General features: G+C 40.1%; 16 protein-coding genes. All 16 read right to left on the reverse strand.

All coding sequences use genetic code 11. The features are described 5' to 3' along the window. Positions 1-60 precede the first annotated feature (60 nt). Positions 61-687: a NeuD/PglB/VioB family sugar acetyltransferase gene (locus tag J4N25_RS21320; protein ID WP_207423839.1), complete on the reverse strand. Its 627-nt coding sequence runs from the start codon at positions 685-687 to the stop codon at positions 61-63. A 151-nt stretch (positions 688-838) separates the two neighbouring features. Beyond that, entirely contained in the window at positions 839-1,444 is a 606-nt protein-coding gene (locus tag J4N25_RS21325) for a sugar transferase (RefSeq protein WP_207423840.1), read from the reverse strand. A gap of 9 nt (positions 1,445-1,453) precedes the next feature. Further along, positions 1,454-2,695: a phenylacetate--CoA ligase family protein gene (locus J4N25_RS21330; protein WP_207423841.1), complete on the reverse strand. Its 1,242-nt coding sequence runs from the start codon at positions 2,693-2,695 to the stop codon at positions 1,454-1,456. Next, positions 2,692-3,804, reverse strand: a complete 1,113-nt coding sequence (locus J4N25_RS21335) for a hypothetical protein (protein ID WP_207423842.1) — start codon at positions 3,802-3,804, stop codon at positions 2,692-2,694. Before J4N25_RS21335 ends, J4N25_RS21330 begins: the two co-directional genes overlap by 4 nt. After that, on the reverse strand, positions 3,804-4,934 hold the full coding sequence (locus J4N25_RS27190; protein ID WP_207423843.1) for a glycosyltransferase family 4 protein: 1,131 nt from the start codon (positions 4,932-4,934) through the stop codon (positions 3,804-3,806). Before J4N25_RS27190 ends, J4N25_RS21335 begins: the two co-directional genes overlap by 1 nt. 45 nt (positions 4,935-4,979) lie before the next feature. Beyond that, complete coding sequence (locus J4N25_RS21345) at positions 4,980-5,858, reverse strand: glycosyltransferase family 2 protein (RefSeq protein WP_207423844.1); 879 nt, start codon at positions 5,856-5,858, stop codon at positions 4,980-4,982. Further along, the gene (locus J4N25_RS21350; RefSeq protein WP_207423845.1) at positions 5,858-6,940 is read right to left on the reverse strand and encodes a glycosyltransferase; all 1,083 of its coding nucleotides are present in this window, start codon (positions 6,938-6,940) and stop codon (positions 5,858-5,860) included. The genes J4N25_RS21345 and J4N25_RS21350 overlap by 1 nt, the downstream gene beginning before the upstream one ends. Further along, entirely contained in the window at positions 6,933-7,973 is a 1,041-nt protein-coding gene (locus tag J4N25_RS21355; protein ID WP_207423846.1) for an ATP-grasp domain-containing protein, read from the reverse strand. Before J4N25_RS21355 ends, J4N25_RS21350 begins: the two co-directional genes overlap by 8 nt. Positions 7,974-8,072: 99 nt before the next feature. Then, complete coding sequence (locus tag J4N25_RS21360) at positions 8,073-9,230, reverse strand: CapA family protein (protein WP_207423847.1); 1,158 nt, start codon at positions 9,228-9,230, stop codon at positions 8,073-8,075. Between the two features lies 1 nt (position 9,231). Next, positions 9,232-10,365: a hypothetical protein gene (locus J4N25_RS21365; protein WP_207423848.1), complete on the reverse strand. Its 1,134-nt coding sequence runs from the start codon at positions 10,363-10,365 to the stop codon at positions 9,232-9,234. A gap of 29 nt (positions 10,366-10,394) precedes the next feature. Continuing rightward, positions 10,395-11,642 (reverse strand): EpsG family protein, encoded by a 1,248-nt coding sequence (locus J4N25_RS21370; RefSeq protein WP_207423849.1) that lies wholly within the window; start codon positions 11,640-11,642, stop codon positions 10,395-10,397. 1 nt (position 11,643) lies between these two features. Further along, positions 11,644-12,753 (reverse strand): glycosyltransferase, encoded by a 1,110-nt coding sequence (locus J4N25_RS21375; protein ID WP_207423850.1) that lies wholly within the window; start codon positions 12,751-12,753, stop codon positions 11,644-11,646. Positions 12,754-12,755: 2 nt separating this feature from the next. Continuing rightward, positions 12,756-13,856, reverse strand: coding sequence for a non-hydrolyzing UDP-N-acetylglucosamine 2-epimerase (gene wecB, locus J4N25_RS21380; RefSeq protein WP_207423851.1), 1,101 nt, complete (start codon positions 13,854-13,856; stop codon positions 12,756-12,758). Beyond that, positions 13,846-14,778, reverse strand: a complete 933-nt coding sequence (locus J4N25_RS21385) for a glycosyltransferase (RefSeq protein WP_207423852.1) — start codon at positions 14,776-14,778, stop codon at positions 13,846-13,848. The genes wecB and J4N25_RS21385 overlap by 11 nt, the downstream gene beginning before the upstream one ends. Before the next feature lie 4 nt (positions 14,779-14,782). Next, complete coding sequence (locus J4N25_RS21390) at positions 14,783-16,582, reverse strand: ABC transporter ATP-binding protein (RefSeq protein WP_207423853.1); 1,800 nt, start codon at positions 16,580-16,582, stop codon at positions 14,783-14,785. Between the two features lie 35 nt (positions 16,583-16,617). Then, entirely contained in the window at positions 16,618-17,697 is a 1,080-nt protein-coding gene (locus tag J4N25_RS21395; RefSeq protein WP_207423854.1) for an SDR family oxidoreductase, read from the reverse strand. Positions 17,698-17,994 lie beyond the last annotated feature (297 nt).

A 17,994-nucleotide genomic window follows, 5' to 3' on the forward strand; every position in this document is an offset into this window, starting at 1 on the left:
TTTAAAAACTTTCGAATTACGTTACCCCGAACCACCACGCCCGAGGAACAGATGTTACGTTTATTTACCAAGTACTCGGCCTGGCACCCCAATTACTTTTTCTCCTGGAAATACTGACTCAATTAACATAGTCTGGCCACCAATAACGGCGCCGTCTGCTATTTCTACACTCTGTTTGGTTGAAGCCCCTATTCCTATTTCTACAACCCTGCCTATATTAGTATGCCCGCCAAGATTTACTCCTGGAGCAAGGCTGGTATATTTCCCGATCGTACAATCGTGCCCAATTGCACTATTCATATTAATTATGACAAAATCACTGATATTACAACCATAATTAATAGAAACACCCGGGTAGATAAGGCATCCATCCCCTATCACCGTTCCCTTTGATATCCACGCTTTAGAGGAAATCAGTGTAGGGAAAACCAGGCCTCTATTAGCCCGAAGCTTTTCTATAATTTTTGCCTTAATATTTGGAAATGCAATACCGACTACAACCGCGAGGTTCTCTCTCTCTAAAAGCCAATCAATCTTGCCCAAAACCTCAAATCCAAACACCTTTGTCCCTTGCTTTCTAGGATCATCATCTACAAATCCTAAAAGGTTCAAGCTTCCAGTGTACTCTTCAAGATTTAGAGCCAAGTGTCCCCCTACACTCCCGGCACCAACTATTACTAAATCCATTTCTTAAACTCATCACGCAGCCAATGGACTGCAAACTCTTATTGTATTCGGCGAAAAAAAATATTTGTTACAAAATTTTCAACCAGCCAAAACAAAAGACATACTTCAACGGTTAAAGTTAGTTAATTTGTAACAAACTCATTATTATTTTTCAATTATTCCCTGTGAACCTTGGCATCGGCACATCAACTGAACTGTTAATATCGCTGCCTTTCATAACCTTTACCACGGTGAGAATCAGAATTTTAAGGTCGGTTCGAAAACTAATGTTATCCACATACCAAACGTCCAGTTCGAATTTCTGATTCCAACTAATCGCATTTCTTCCGTTCACTTGAGCCCAACCTGTTATACCGGGCTTTACTTCATTTCTTCTTCTCTGAAAACCATTGTACAATGGCAAATAAGCCATTAAAAGCGGTCTGGGACCGATCAAACTCATTTCGCCTCTCAAAACATTTAGAAGCTGAGGCAATTCATCAATTGAGAGTTGCCTGATAATTTTTCCTGCTCTCGTTAACCTCTCTTTATCAGGCAACAACTTCCCATCTTTATTATGGAGGTCGCGCATTGTCTTAAACTTAATGATATAGAAAGGCCTTCCCAGAAGTCCCGGACGTTCCTGCAGGAAAAATGCATCTCCTTTATTTACCACCTTTAACACTACGTAAACGCAAAGCATTAAGGGCGAAAAAAGTATTAAAACGATACAGGAAATTAACAAGTCAAACAATCTTTTAAGTAAATTTCTATACATAGGCCTCCATCAATTTCTCCTCCACTCATTTTTATAAATAGGTCTTTTCCCCGATTTTTGAGGTTTTATATCTTCAACTGACCTGATCTCAATGATGGCTTTTACTCCAAGAATTCCCTGAAGGTTATCTTTAATTTTATTTAGGACTACCTCAGGTACTGCGCTTCCACCTTTAATTCTTAGCTCGTAAACTATTTCGCCGGTTTGTGCAAACTGAAACTGGTTGAAGAAATTCTTTGCAGTTAAAGGCTTATGAATCAAAGGGCCAAGGGCAAGAGCTGCAATAGGATTTCCATCTGCGGTAAGAATCTGCTCTGTTGTTCTTCCTGAAACTGCCCGAAGAGATACCAGCTGTCCGTTGCTATATTCATCTGCTATGGCGATGTCTCCAGTATCATACCTGATAATTGGAACCAGATCTGATTTCAAGTCGGTAACTACAACCCGTCCTGCTTCGCCTGCCTTTACAGGAACCTTATTCTCATCAACAATTTCTACGAAAACATTATAGCGGTTGGTGTAATATACCCCTCCAAATTCCTTTTGTTGTGCAATCAGTCCGACTTCTTCATTACTATACCTGTCGGTAACCCGGCAACCAAACGCATTTTTGATAAACAGGCGTTTAGTTTCATCTGTAGGTTCTGAGGTAAATATGATCGCTTCCACGCCATGCTTTACATTTTTCTTTAAAATATAAGATGCCAGCTCATATACCACCGAGGGGAAGCCGATAATCACGCTGATCTTTTTATCTACGATCAGCTTCACTACTTCTCCGATCTTTCTTTCTGAAAGGTCCTTTGGAACAAAGCGGTATTCATTCCTTAAAAACTGCCACCATAGAGGCTTTTCCTTAGCAGCTATCAAAAGAAAAGGATCTCCAAGAGAATATCCGGCGATCTCGTTGAAATAAGTAAATGATGCAGTGCGAACACTAGCCCGGGACTTCGAATAAGGCACTTTGAATGGCTCCCCGTATGAGCCCCCTGTATAGGCATAGGAGTGAATATCAGAGGAACTTACATCCTTCAATTTCTCCGCAATGTCCTTCTTACCCATTAAGGGTAAGGAATTCCAGTGGCTATAATCATAACCAAAATAAGAAACGTAATTTCTAATCTGGTCTTCGTCAATAGGAGAATTTTGGGAATGAGCCCTTCTCACCTCTTCCAGGTATTTCTTAATGGAAGTTCCTACAAAAGTGCTGTAGGCATGATATAAAAGAAGAGAAATCACTTTTCTAATCATAACAGGCTCGTAAATTCTTTAGAACTCATAAACTCAACTTCCGGCCATCGCTTTAACACAGCTGTCAAAAGATCATCTAACTCTGAAAGTCCATGCCTTCTGTTAGACTCGTCTAGCCCCCCAACAAAATTTACGCGGTGAGTTCCGACTATCGCTGCTTTACCACAGAAAAAGGCTCCCTGAATCTGACTTAGCACATGCCCTATTCCCCTGTAAGAAGGATCTGAGGGTTCAAAATTGCAATTACGCACGTAATAGGTAATCCCCTCAGCACTTCTTTGTCCGGTTGAATAGGTAAAGTGCTCGTAAGTGCCGGTTGAAGTCCTGTCTAATCGTTTTTTTGGCACTGCATTGAATTTTATTCCTTTGCTTATTAGCGCAGGATTGAGCGAGGGGACAAAAACCGCGTTAGGCGCATTAAATATAGTGGGTAGAAATCCAAAGCTTTCCTGAAAGATATCTATGCCATCTTCCAATGAACTTTTCAACCTTCCTAAGGATTGATCTGATTCTATAAAATAACTAGGTCTGAAGTCTTTAGCCAATTTGGGAAAACTGACGGGAGAATAAGCAACATACTCGTTTTCAAAAGCTGCTTTTACTTTTGTATCACCTGAACGCAGAGCTTTTAACCAGAGATCGGTACTAATGTGCTCCCTGCCATGGTATTCCGGCACAAATATATTCCGGTCTACCCCTTGCTGCCACAAGTTCATAATTCCATTCCTTGAATACCGCTGGTAGGTTTCAGTGAACGTTTCGTAAGCATATTCAAAATAGTTCTTTTCTCGTATCCTTTGAAAGTCGGGATTTGCCATATTACAAAAGGGACTAATAACCGCATTATTTCCCTTCTTATCCTTGTGCCAGGTCAACACCTCAAACAAGGACTCTAAATCCTCCGAACTTTCAAGGGCGTCAAACTTACCATACCTGCTCCTCTCTACCGGAATCCCGGCTGAAGCCAACGTGGCAAATGCTTGTTTTGATGGCATGCGAATACTTCCCCAATCGTCTGCTTCTATTACAAGAATTTTCCTGCCGACAGACTTCCCCGGAAGGTTCTTTATCACCGATACGAGAGAACGCTTTAACGAGTGAAAATTCATTAGTTATTGCTTATATATTTAGAGTAAATAGTATCCATAAATCTTAAGGAATTTTCGATCGAGAATGTCTGAATTTTTTCCCTGCTTCGATCTGCAAAACTTTTTGCTAGTTCTCTATCAATAAAAAGCTTAAAAATATAGTCGTTAAACTGGGCGATATTTTCCTGTTCAAAAAGAAAGCCGTTTACATTATGTTCTATCAATTCCTTGTGACCGCGATCAATAGTGGCTACAACAGGAATACTGCAGAACATAGCTTCTGCAAGTGCCAAACCCAATCCTTCATGTTTGCTTGCGGAAATACTTATATCGGTAACAGCAAGGTACTTGTCGATGTCTTTCCTGAATCCGAGGAACTCGACATTCTCAAAAAGATTATTTTCCGCAGCAAAATGCTTCATTTTGTCAAGCTGTTTGCCAGAACCCGCAAACAATACTTTTACCTGGGGTATAATTTTCTTAAGCTCTATAAGGGCTTTTAGAACGAAAATATGATTCTTTCTAGGGATGAAGTTAGCGGCATAAAACAAGATAAAGTCATTCGCCTGATATCCCATTGCAACCTTCAACTCGCGTTTATTTGCGCTTATACTAGTTTGGAACCGGGACGTATCGACACCGATACCTCTCATATAAAAAGTTTCCTTCGCTCTAAATTCCTGTTTGGCAACCTGATAGTCCTCTTCGTTGATAGTTATGATAACATCAGTTTTAGACGAGAGGAACTTTTCTACGGAATAGAAAAGCCACCAGTTTAAGGCAGGCCCGCCTTTATAAAAGTGAAAGCCATGAGATGTATACATCACAACGGTTCCCTTTTTCCTTGCATCCTTAGCGGCTAAACGGGTAATAGCCGAAGGTATAGGCGTATGACAATGGATAAGATCATAATCTCCCTGGTCTATCAATTGCTTCAACTGCTTATAGGCTCCAATAAGCTGGGTTGTTAATAAAGACCGTTTAAAAGGCAGATTATGCAGCTGGTCTGTAAAGGGAACGATACCGTTTCCTCGCACTTCAACAGCTACATCTATTGTACAGCCTTTTGCCTTTAACATCTCAAAATACGGCAGGTGAAAAACCTGCAGATGAATATCTGATGTTGCGACAACTAGAATCTTTTTACTCACTCTAACCCTGATTAATTATTGTAAATCTTAAATCCCAAATTCCACTTAAACTTTAATACCAAATTCAGCCCTTATCCGGTTAAACTCAGCCAACTGTTCCAGAGTAGGATTTACGCCTCTGCGGTTCACAAAGAATTCAGTTCCTACAAAAGGCAGTGCAATAAACATTATGAGTGACTTTAGTACGGCAATTAAAATTGTCTTTAATGCCACAACAGGAGTTTTAGTTAACAAGGCAATATTACGATTGATAATAAGCATGTTTGTCTTCAAAATCTTCCTTCCTGTAACCGAGACAAATTCTGAGTAGAAGTAAAGCACCTCGCCGTGGATCATGTACTTTCTACCATCCAGATAGCGAATAAAAAAGTCTGTATCCTGCGCCAGCTTCATTGCCTTATTATAGACAATGCTTTTAGCAATATTTAACCGTACCATTGAGGGCGCGTGAGGGGCATCATACTTGCCTGAAACCTCTACCTTCAAAACCTTATTAGTTTTCAAGGCATTATTACCCCGTACCTTTAACAACTCGAAATTACCGTTATACGACCCCATACCACAACTTACCAGGTCTAACTCAGGGTTTTCAAGAAAAGCCTTAAGCTGTTTTTCAAGCTTTTGAGGGTGAAAAAAATCATCGGCATCAAGAAAGGCCAGAAAATCTCCTTCTGCCGCATCTAAAGCAGCCTGCCTCGCATAAGGTCTTCCTTTATTACTATCAAAATGAATTACACGGAATCGTTGATCGCTTAGCTTATCGAGATAACTCTTTGTGCCATCTGTTGAACCATCATTAACTATGTAACAAACCCAATTGGTATAACTTTGAGCTAACAGACTCGCTACTGCAAGGTCTATTGTTTTTTCGCCGTTATAGACTGGCATCATGACCGCGACCAGCGGATTAACTATTAAGGACATTACCGGCTAATATGAGAGGTTATTGTATTTAAAAATTTGCCGCCCGATCTTTCAAAAGACAATTCGTCCTGAATCAAGCTTGCTTTTTCACCCACTATCATGCGTAAATTTGAATCATCAATCAGCCGCTGGACAACTGCTGCTAATGCCCGCGAATCGTTGTCCGGGACCAAAAAACCATTTTCATTGTCTCTAATAATATCAGCAGGCCCAGCAGATATGTCGTAGCTTACACAAGGTATACCAGCTGCCATAGCTTCACAAAGAGCATTTGGAAATCCCTCGCTTCTCGATGTCATAACAAATATTCCGGCTTCTGCATATACGGGAGTCATATTGCTTACCTTACCAAGGAACACTACCCGGTCCTTTATATTTAAGCGGTCTACCTGATCACGAAGGGCCTGACTTTGTGGCCCGCCATCTCCAGCTAATACCAGGTTCCAATCAGTATTAAGTAAGGCGAAGACATCAATCAGGCGATCAAACCCCTTTACATGGTAATGTCTTCCAACTCCCAGTATATAGTTCTTACGTACTACTGCGGAGGGCTCAACACGTCGAACTGTATTAGGAATGATCGTTATTTTAGCGTTTCGCCCTAATAGCCGTTTCTTCTGATCAGCTGCCCGCCTTGTCTGTGCAATAATACCGGCACTATCTTTATAAGTAAGTTTCTTAAAAAAAGTATAGGCACGGCCGAAGTTCTTATCCGGACTGGAACGATCTGACACGTAAACCGGAACCTTTATTCCTTTCAGTGCTAATAGCACCCAGGCGTTATGATAATCACCGAATGATAGAACAGTGTCTGGTTCAGCTTTAAGAACTTCCCTGCGGATATACTTTAAAAGCTTCAAATAGTAAAGATATTTCGGGGTATTTTTGTAGTCCAGATGGGGCTCCATAAGAGTGATACGATCATCCAGTTTATAGAACTTCTCAAAGTTATAGAGTGTAATATAGGTTATCTTATGCCCCTGCTCGCAGAAATAATTTGCAAGATTAGACATTGCACGTTCTAGTCCGCCCATTTGAAGGGAGGGAGAGATAAGGCAAATTGCATAAGGTTTATCAGCCATTAATAATTTCCCCCTTTTTCTCATTTGCTCTCTCCAATACATTATCAATAATCCACCCATAAGGATCAAATGACTGTTCAACCCATTGTAAGTCTTTTGTCCAGTACCCCGGACAAGCATCATAACCCGAAGCTCTGAAACCATAACTTATTTCAATGATAACAGGAGCGTATTTTTCAAACACAATATCAAAGGCAATACATTGAGCTTTGATAATCGCATTTGCTTTAAAAGCTAATTCGACAGCAGCCAGAGGGATCTGATCCCTGTCATAAATAATATCGCCTCCGCCCGAAGCTCGAAAATCATTTTTACGGACCATTCGCTTAATAGCAAAAGCTTTATTGTCTACCACGATAACACGGATATCACTATCGTTATTCGGGATAAATTCCTGAAAATACGCATAACCCTTTTCCCTGCCTTTTACCTCTGCAGCCCGTGTAGAATACGCTAGCCTGCCTACACCCCTTATAACATTTGAAAAGGTACCCTTTCCTGCCCTATATTTTCTGTATCGTTCCTTCAAGTTACCCCATGCCTGGTAATTGCTAATACCTGCACCGAAGACTTTATTGATAATGGCAACGCCTTCTGACCTGCTTTTAATTAACTCTACGTTAGACGATCCAGAACCTCCTCTAAGCTTAAATACCTTTGGCAATAAAGTGGTTTGCATCCATTGAAGCGCTTCTTTCTTACTATAAAACACATACGATTTGGCTCCTGGTAAACCCAGGGCTTCGAGCAAATATTTCTGGCCAACCTTATCGTCAAAGTGCCATGTGGTCTTAAAGTCAGGAAAAACCGCTTTACCAGATAGCTCTAAGGAAAATAGCAATTGCTTTGCAAACAACACATCCTTCGGCCTCATATGACTATGGTGCCATAATAGCGCGTCACAGTCTTCCAGGTCGCGTATAATATCAGACGCGTAACAGTCCACCATCTTGTAGGGGATAGCTTTACGATCACAATAGGCAACCCATCTTGACGTAAAAGAATCTCCTTCTTTATGTATTGCTAGTTTCATTAAATGCGTTAATCTTTTTAATGCAGGAATTAACTATTCTCTTTTTCGAATGAATCCGCGTAGGGTTTCATTTCTCTCAACATTCTATGTAATAATTCTTTAGGAAGACAAAGACTTCAATACATACATTACAATATCCTTGTGCGACTCGCATCGGATGAGGTTTAGATGAAGCCGTCTCTTCTTTTTACTGAAAAAGTATGGTAACACGTTATACCTCTTCAGACTTCTAAAAAACTTATTGTTAAAAGGCTCAAGATAATTGGTGTATACATACATCTTCTTCTTACACATTTCAGAAAATTTATCCTTTAACTGTTGGTCATCCTGGATAATCTCATTGAACTCCCGAACCTTCTTTCCGAAGTTTTGAATCTCTGAGGCTGCCATTTTTCTAAGACCTGCCTCTTGTTTATTTTGTACGTAAGGAATTAGTTTATAATTTATTCCTTCCTGGTCAATTTCTAGCTTTACCGCAAATCCTTCACTCCAAACCGGATTCGTATGCTTCGGATTTTTGCTTCCATATTCATCGAATATAAAGTTTCCAATACCGTAGAAAATTGGAACTTTATTATAAACTTCATAACCGCTGTAACAATGTTGATGATGATTAATGATAACAGAAGCTCCCGCATCAGCATAAAAACGGTAGGTATCCTTCATACGGGGACTAGGAAGCTGATACATTTCATGGCCTCCATGTATAATGAGAATAACAAATTCCGCTTTCCGCTTTGCCTCCGAAATAGTACGGTGATTTTCAATAAGGTTTAAAGCATGTGCACCGGGATGATCGTCATTGGTGGTAGAGAACTCATTCTCGCTAATATTGATAAAAGCAATATTATGTCCTTTGAGCCTGAAATACTTGGTCTTACTTGCTTCAGCTGCATTCCTTCCCGCCCCAAGGAAATCTATTTCCCGCTCCTTTAAATGGGTAATCGTACTGCGCAAACCTGCACTGCCAAAATCCATGATGTGATTATTAGCAAGCGTCACCATATTAAAACCTGCATTCTTAAGGGCATCAAGAGTTTCAGGGACAGCCTTTAAGGCCGGTCCTGTCTTATCTATTCCCTCTTCTTCACCTGTTGTAACTACGCACTCCAGGTTGACAATTGACAAATCAGCTTCACTTATTTCCGGAAGCAGGTCATTAAATATTTTTGAAAATTCTCCTTTAACAGCAAGTTTCTCTATGCGATTAACCGGACAATAATCGCCCGCTATAAACAGAGTTATTTTTTCCTTCATTTTATTGCTGTATGTCTGATAAGATTAAACGACCCAATTGATCCGAAGACATAAATTCGACCTCAGGCCATTTCCTAACGATCTGAGTCAGAAGGGTATTCAGAAGCAATAAATTCTCAGCTCTATTATCAGGATCTATTGATCCAATATAATTTAAGCGGTGTGAACACACAATAGCCGGAGTCTTCCAGAAAAAAGCAGTCTCCATTTCCTTAAGGCAACTGTCTATTGCTGAAGCCCTGTTCTTTCTTAGCGACGGTTCGAAATGACAATTGCGCACCGTATAAACCTGCCCCAGTTTATTTCTTTCACCAGTATAATGTTTAACATACGCTTTACCGGAAAAAGAAGGTCTCACTTGTACCCTGCCGGATTGAATGATCCGCACATCATTTCTGAACAGGCCAAGTTCAACATCATCATCCCAGCAATAGTTAGGTGCTATGAAAGAAGATGAATGGTAGTTAAAAGTCTTGTGAAAGAGTTCTAATGCTTCTGATACTATTTGCTGATAGTTGCTCTTCTCACTCTCATCCTTATAATCATACGCAGCCATGAAGCTGCCTCTGTCTTCGCTTGTAATGGTCTGGCTCAACCCAAATAGATTGTGATTGAAAGCCAGCATTGTTTCTCTTGAGCCACTATTCAGAAACTTCAGCCATCTTAAAACATTCACGTGCTCTCTACCATGGCATTGGGCTTTTAATAACCCTTCTCTACCCCCCTCAAGAACCAGCTCTAAAGAACCTTCGCGTCCTTCGTAGCTTTTATAGGTTTCGGTGAATAACTCATTCTTATAAGTTGAGGGGTTGTCCTGCTTCATTCTCCTAAAGTCAGGATTGGTCATTATAAAATTCGCAGTAATTACTGCGGGACTATCATGCTTATCCTTGTATTTTGAGAGTACATTAAAAAGTTCTGATAAATCCTCTACGCTTTCAAGTGAATCAAATTTACTATATGCGCATTTATCTACTCTTATATTCTCCTTGAGCAAAGCGTTATATACCTCCGAAGATGGCATCCTGATAGCACCCCAGTCATCAGACTCAATAACAACAATCTTCCTGTTCGTTTTCCAACCGCGGTAGCTTAGAAGACTATCAGAGATCCGTTTTTTTAACTTACTAATCATTTTATGTTATATGCCTGCTAGTACTTACCTTATTTTTTAATAAAATCAATCATAGCCATCCCTGGATCAACTATACAGACAAAAGGATTCCCGATAAAAGTTAACACATTGATCGTTTGGAAACCTAGTCTGAACTGAAACACCACAAAAAATACAATTAGTGGTAAGCATACCAGAACGGCACGTTTAATAGCCCTTACCTCCCTCCAATAATTTTGTAAGAGCAGGAACACAAATCCATAAAGTAAAAAATAACTGATCATTTGAAATCTCCCTACTGATGGAATTATTGATATGATGTTAGTAACGGAAGAAAAAAATAATATAAAAGCAAAAACGGGCAGGTAAACTGAATTCTTCTTTAGGATCACAGAGGACCTGAAATAAACCAGCGAAGCCAATAATAACGCAAAATACTTTAGAAAATCTGAGCGCATGAGTACGAACCATTTGGTTGACTGCTTTGCCGTTTCAATACTATCAGCATAGTCCTGATTCACGTAGGTATGTAGCTTCTTCTGAAATATTGCAGGAGAATATCTCATTAGAAAATCCTGCAATGGCTGTAAATTAAAAGAGGTTACAAGAAATGAGGCCAGGAAAAGATAGAACAGAACTTTGAGGTTGCCGTTTACTACCGAAGATCCAATTACGATAAACAAAGGAATAATAAAGGAAAAGTGAAAAAGGATTGCGACCGAAGCCACCAGCAAATCCTTCCGGTTGCTTCCACAATACAAATATCTTAACAGCCCGTAAAGAAATATGTGCGAAGCAGCCCAAAACCGAAATCCATTTATAGACCAAAAAGGCATTAAAAGAGCCACAATTGAAAAAATTGCGACTGAAAGCAACGGAAGTTTACCTTCTACTTTATCCAGCAGGAACCAAAGGTTCCGGGAGTAAAAGAAACCATATATAATAGCAAAAGCTCCAAAAAGAGCAGAAGGATTATCGGTGAATCTAGATACACTAAATTGAATCACAGGACAGGCAAAATCCAGAAAGCTGCTCTCCTCGTCAGTAAGAAGACTGCTTAAAAAGTTTTCGAAGGTGATTTCCTTATTATGGAGAGCTACGAAATTGTCTGCATACCTGTTGGCATCCATTTTTTCGTCAGATATTACGAAGTTAAAACCGTAAAAAACTATAAAGGCCCACAAAATATTCTTAGCCCAACCTGTTTTATTATTCCTTAATGAATACAGAAGAGTTAGAAATGGCGACAATAAAAAAAGTAGCCATATTAAGAGGGTAGCTTTACGGTCTTTTTTCACTCTAGATTATGTTTAAGAACTTACGGCAAACATTTTGGATGCGATACTGATCTGAATCCGGAATTATCAACTGATTCCGATAGTTCCCCTGTAAAAACTCTGTAAAAGCCTCACTGCTAAATCCGAATGTTTTTACAGATAGTATTGGCTTTTTAATGATCGCATAATCAATAAGTTTACTCGGCGACTGCTTAGGCCCTTTGTTTTCGAAGTTAACAACAAAATCCATTTTCTGTAACTCCTGCAATAAGTCGTGCCTGGGCATAGCACCTTTTACTATTATTCTTCCTTTTGACGCGGCTTCGTATTTCTTTACCTGCTCTACGTTTTTCGTATAAATGAAAAAGCGATACTCGAAATCACTCTTGCAGATGAAGTCAAAGAATTCATGGGGATCACGAATTCCAGGTATCAATGTTCCTGCATAAGCAAAGGTAGGAACTTCATTGCTCACTGTACCCTCAATCAGCTTTACATCTTCAAATCTAAAACCTTGCGGAATTACGTGTATTTTCTCTCTGAACTCGGGGTAATAAGCGGTAATAGCATCGGAAATCGGGACGGTGATCGCATGCGCCTTTCTGCAGAACCATTTCTCGAAATATTTAAAATAAAACATCCGCTTGAACGTGTCGTTCTCACCTCCCATAAAAGGATCCCCACAATCAGCTATCCATTTTTTAGCAACTTTATGCCTATCTGAAATTGCCATTGCCGTTCCCCAATGCACAGTATGCGGTGCTGCAATGGTGATCATCAGGTCATATTGCCCTATTTCATTTCTTAAGGCCTTATTCACCATAAACATCATTTCAATCTCTGGAAAGAGGAATAAAAGGTTGCTTAACCTTGTTACTGCTCTTGTAATGAATCGTTGCGCGCCCGATTGAGCTATCTGTATAGGTTTCCAGCTGGCTTTTCCTAAATCCTTAATAAGGAGCTTATGCTGTTTCTCAAACTCATCGTGAATACCAGCTTTGCGGGGCGTAATAACAGTCACTTCATTACCGCTGGCAGCAAATTCCTTCGCTAATTCAGTTGTACGGAATGAACGCGGTGAATTATCAGGGTAAAAGGTCCTGCTTACAATAAGAATTTTCTTAGCTTCCATTCTCACAATTTCAATAATTCCAACACAATCCTTTCTGCGGCACTTCCATCCCATTTCTCCGGAATTGCACCTTTTTTCCAATCGCCTGAAAATAGTTTTTGCAATGCTGCCCTTATCGCCTCAGTTCTGGTGCCGATCAGTTCATTGGTACCTATTTCGCAGGTTTCAGGTCGTTCAGTATTCTCCCTCAACGTTAAACATGGCACCCCTAAAACAGTAGTCTCCTCTGTAATCCCTCCCGAATCTGTAACTACTGCTTTACATTTTTGCACTAAATAATTGAACTCCAAATACCCCATCGGATCGGTTATATAAAGGTTATCAGCTTTAATATTAAGGTCTGAAAAGATCTTCGCTGTACGTGGATGAATAGGGAAAACAATAGGAATTCCCCTGGCTCCATCAATAATTTCTTTCATCATTACCTTAAGCTTCTCACCTTCATCTACGTTTCCTGGCCTGTGAAGGGTAAGCATAAGGTATTCTTTCTCTTTTAATCCAATTTCATTCCACACGGCAGGCTTTGAAAAACGGTCCTGGTTCGCCAGAAGAGTATCAATCATCACATTGCCTACAAAAAATATGCGTTCGGCTGGGATACCTGCCTTTTTCAAATTCGCACCTGCCCAGGTACTGGTTGTAAAGAAATAATCTGTAATAGCATCAGTTACCATACGATTAATTTCTTCAGGCATACTCAGATCAAAGGAACGGATACCAGCTTCTACGTGAGCTACCTTAGTGTTCAGCTTTTTGGCTACAATGCTACAAGCCATAGTGCTTGTCACGTCACCTACCACCATTACCAAATCGGCAGGATTAGCTAAAAGCTCCTTTTCAAAAGCAATCATAATTGCTGCAGTTTGCTCTGCCTGCGTACCTCCCCCTGCACCTAAATGTGCATCAGGATGGGGAATATTAAGCTCCTGAAAAAAAGTATCACTCATCTTCGAGTCATAATGCTGCCCGGTATGAACAAGACGATAGCTAATTGCAGCACCTTCCTGTCCAGCCTTCTTAATAGCATGAATAATTGGAGCAACCTTCATGAAGTTTGGCCTGGCACCTGCGATGATGGTGATATTTAACCCTTTAGTTTTCATTTAACTTTTCAATATTTATATCGAACTCACTTACTAAATGAGCAAAGATCTTGTCGTTTTGCCCGTCGCCGATATTACTATCCGCCAGGCGGAAGTTCTTCTTTGATAAAATTGGAATAAAAAAACGTGGAAATTCTCCGGCAAGACTTAGCACTTTTGTATTCGCTTTAAGGCTCATAATCTTAAGCCAAAGGTCGTCCGTACGCAATGAGTGCTTAATGATCCCCTCTTTGTCCAGTACTTGGTCTGGTAAAGAGCCGGCAGGAAATAAAGTCCCACCCCCTCCCATGATCAGGTTTGAATAACCAGGTAAGGAATTTTTGTGCAGATACTTCCACTCTTTATACGGCATTAGCAAGCCATTTCTAACCTTGATCTTCCTGCTAATTGCGCAACAAATGGCAGTTGGGAAATTATTATGATGCTTTAACAGGAGCGTTAAGAGGTTTGGAGGATACAACATATCATCATCTATAGTCACAATTCTGGCATTCGAAAATTCAGATAAAGTATAATAGTACTTTTTATGTGGCATTAAATTATCTGTACAAAACCTAATTTCCAAGCCACGGTTCTCTAATGCTAAAAGCTCTTCCGGCAAGGACCTTTTACCATCAAATTCACCTTCAAACAACCAAAGAATAATTTTATCTGGCTTGGTTTCCTGTCTCAAAATCGATTCTATCGTCATCCAAACCTTACCGATTCTTGCAGGAAAGGTTGTGAGAGAAACTATCAGCAAGTTTTCATCTTGCTTTTTCTTGTTGTCAATACTATTAAATTTGTTCCCAGATGAGAGACGGAAACAAAAAGGCAGAATAACATTGGATAGCCGTATAATTACGCGAGTAAATAAACGATCAATTGTTTTGTTCCTGAACTGCAGGAAATAAATACCGTAAAGAAAACGATAGAGATTCATTTAATTAACCTATTTCCTGTAAATCCACCATATTCTTAAAATCCGGCAGACTTTCAGTAAGCCCTTCGAAAGTATCCATCCTAAGAATTTTACCTGACCGCAGGAACACTATATTATCCGCATTTTTAACAGTAGACAGACGATGTGCTATTACGAGGATGGTGAAGCTTCCTTTCAACTGTTCAAGATTTTCCTGAATCTCACTCTCTGTGCTTGAATCAAGTGCAGAAGTAGCCTCATCGAGGATCAGAATATCAATTTCCTTAAAAAGCTCACGCGCAATTGATATACGCTGTTTTTGTCCTCCACTTAAATTGATTCCATTATTACCTAACTCCGTCTCTTCCTTTTCTGACAACGATGCAATAAAGCCGGCTATAGCAGCCTTCTGGCAGGCTTCATGAAATCGCGTTAAGTTCTCAGCATTCTTCTCTGCCCAAAGAGTAACATTATTATAGATCGTATCATTAAAAACGACCGGATCCTGAGTAATGTAACCTATACGGTTCTGATAACTTCCAACATCCAGATCTTCCCGGGTAACCCCGTCTATAATCATCTGCCCTTCTGTAGGTGGAAACAAGCCACTCAGAAGATTGATAAGTGTTGTTTTACCACTGCCGCTTTCGCCCACAAAGGCCAAAGTTTCATTTTTTACAATCCTCAAATTGATATCCGATAAGATCCTTTGCTTATCGTAGCTAAAACTTACGTCCTTCAACAGAATCTCCGACTCGAACTTCTTCAGCTGAACCTTAGCATTCTTCTCCTGATGGTTCTGCAGTTCTTCGGTGAAAGATGTCATATTGCTTAAGGATCCAGACAAGCCAAGAAAAGTGTTCCAGGACGTTTGCAAGATCATCAGTGCATTAAGTGCACGATAAAAGAATAACAAGCTAATCAGTATTACAGATAGTGGAGATCCGATCAAAGTAGTTTGAAGAAAGATCACCGCTGAAACAACGAAAATGATGAGTGGTTCACGGGTCGATGCCATAACAGCATTGGAGACCCCAATCTTCAAATTGTTATGTTCTATATTATTTACCTGGTGTTCGAGCTTTTTGCTGTAATATTTCAGACGACCCGTCGCTTTGAGATATTTAAAATTAGCAACAGCCTGGATAATAAGCCCCTGGAATATATTCGACTCCCGTGTAACCTTTTTCGACGAGCCTTTCGTGTTCTTATAGATTGTCCGGTAAATAAAGTTGGTTGACATTCCTCCCATACTAACCATTATCGCAAATTTCCAATCTACGAAGAAGGCAAAGGTCATATATACTATAACCATTACTCCGCTCTGAAAAGAATTGAAATAGGTTTGATAGGCACGTGATACCCTGTCCACTTCCCCTGTGAGGGTGTTTTGTATCCTGCCAACGTCCGACGTGATGAAATACTTGTAATCCAGACCGGTAAGGTTAGCAATATTTCTTATCCGGATCCTTTTTATAAAGCTTTGCAGAAGTGTAGCAGAGTAAACAGCTTGAGTATATTGTACCAGACCCTTAGCAGCAAAGAATAGTACTATAATCAGTAGTACTTTTAGTAAAGTGAGCTCAATTCCGAAGCGATTTAGCAAATCTACGATAAACCCTATATTTCCTCCCGAAGCCTCACCCATCTTCATTTTACCATCCACCATCTGCAACAAAGGCAGGAACATGGCAAGACCAAAGCCATCCAGAACGCCAACGGTGATATTGAGCATTAAAGACACGAAGATTCTTCCTCTTAAATGTCGGTAGAAATAAGTGAAGTTAGTAAAGTTCTTCCTGAACAGATTCTTTATGGCTTCCAAGACGTTTTGTATTAGATAAATGTGATGTTTAGTAACTAGCTGACAGAGTTTTGCTCTTGTAAGTCGCGGTAGTTGTTCCAATACCAGCTCGCAGCCAGCTCTAAACCTTCATCAGCAGTATATACGGGTTGATAATCAAAAAGTTGCCTTCCTTTTTCAATAGAGGCTTGGGAATGAGGGATATCCCCCGACCTTTCGGGCCCATAGGTAGCCTCAACCTCACTGATACGTGCATCGAAGCTGCTTAAATTACTTTTGAGTATATCAAATAAAGCTCTTAAACTTATATTACCGCCACAAGCCACGTTAAATACTTCAGACAAGGCTTGCTCTTCGGCCGGTATGCTCTCGCCAATTGATGAGTAGTATGATTTCTGACGCTCGCGAATAAGTTCGGTATCAGTAACCGCAGCGAGTTGATTAGCCAGCAGGACATTATCAATGTAGGTAAAATCCCTGCTATAACCCCCGTCTCCATTAATTACCGGACTTTCAAGTTTAAGGAGTTGAATAACAAACTTTGGAATAACAGCTGCGTAAGCACCAAATGGATCCTGGTTGCGCCCAAAGACATTGAAGTACCTTAAGCCCACTGTTTCAATTCCATAGATCTTTGAAAAGTTCTCTGCAAATAGTTCATCGACAAACTTTGTTATTGCATAAGGACTCAGCGACTTACCAATTTTATGCTCTGTCTTTGGGAGATCAGGATGATCGCCATACGTTGATGAACTGGCCGCATATACAAAGCGCTTTACTCCTGCTTCAACGGAAGCATGCAACATTTTAACGAAGCCCCCAATGTTAACATCTGTACTCGTCATGGGGTCTTTGATACTTCTGGGTACAGAACCAAGGGCAGCCTGATGAAGCACATATTTGCACCCTTTCACCGCTTCCTGGCAGTCTTCATAGTTTCTGATATCCCCCTCAATTAATTTGAACTTTGGATTTGGCAGGAATGGCTCAATATTACTACGGTGACCGTTAGAAAAATTATCCAGGCAGATCACCTCGTTCCCCTGCGCTAGTAAAACCTCACACAGATTTGAGCCTATAAAACCGGCCCCACCGGTTACCAGCACCCTGGTATTATTTATCGTTGATGTATTCACGTCTTTTCTTCAATTCTATAGTAATTCAACTTCAGCCAAAGATTATTGCATTTAATTGGCTATTGCTTTAGATCGCAAAAACACAGTCCTCAATTATACTATATATTGATGGCTAAATATTTGTTAGAAACTCAGAGTTATTTGTTAAACCCATTTCTGCATCTTACGAAGCATTTCTCTTCCAGTTACAGTTATTTGTACAATGGCTTCAATGTCTTTAGCTCAATGTCGACAAATTCTGCATGAAAAAATAATTGCAAATCGCTGGATAGCATTATTTACAATTCCCCTTATATG

The organism is Desertivirga brevis, assembly GCF_017355835.1.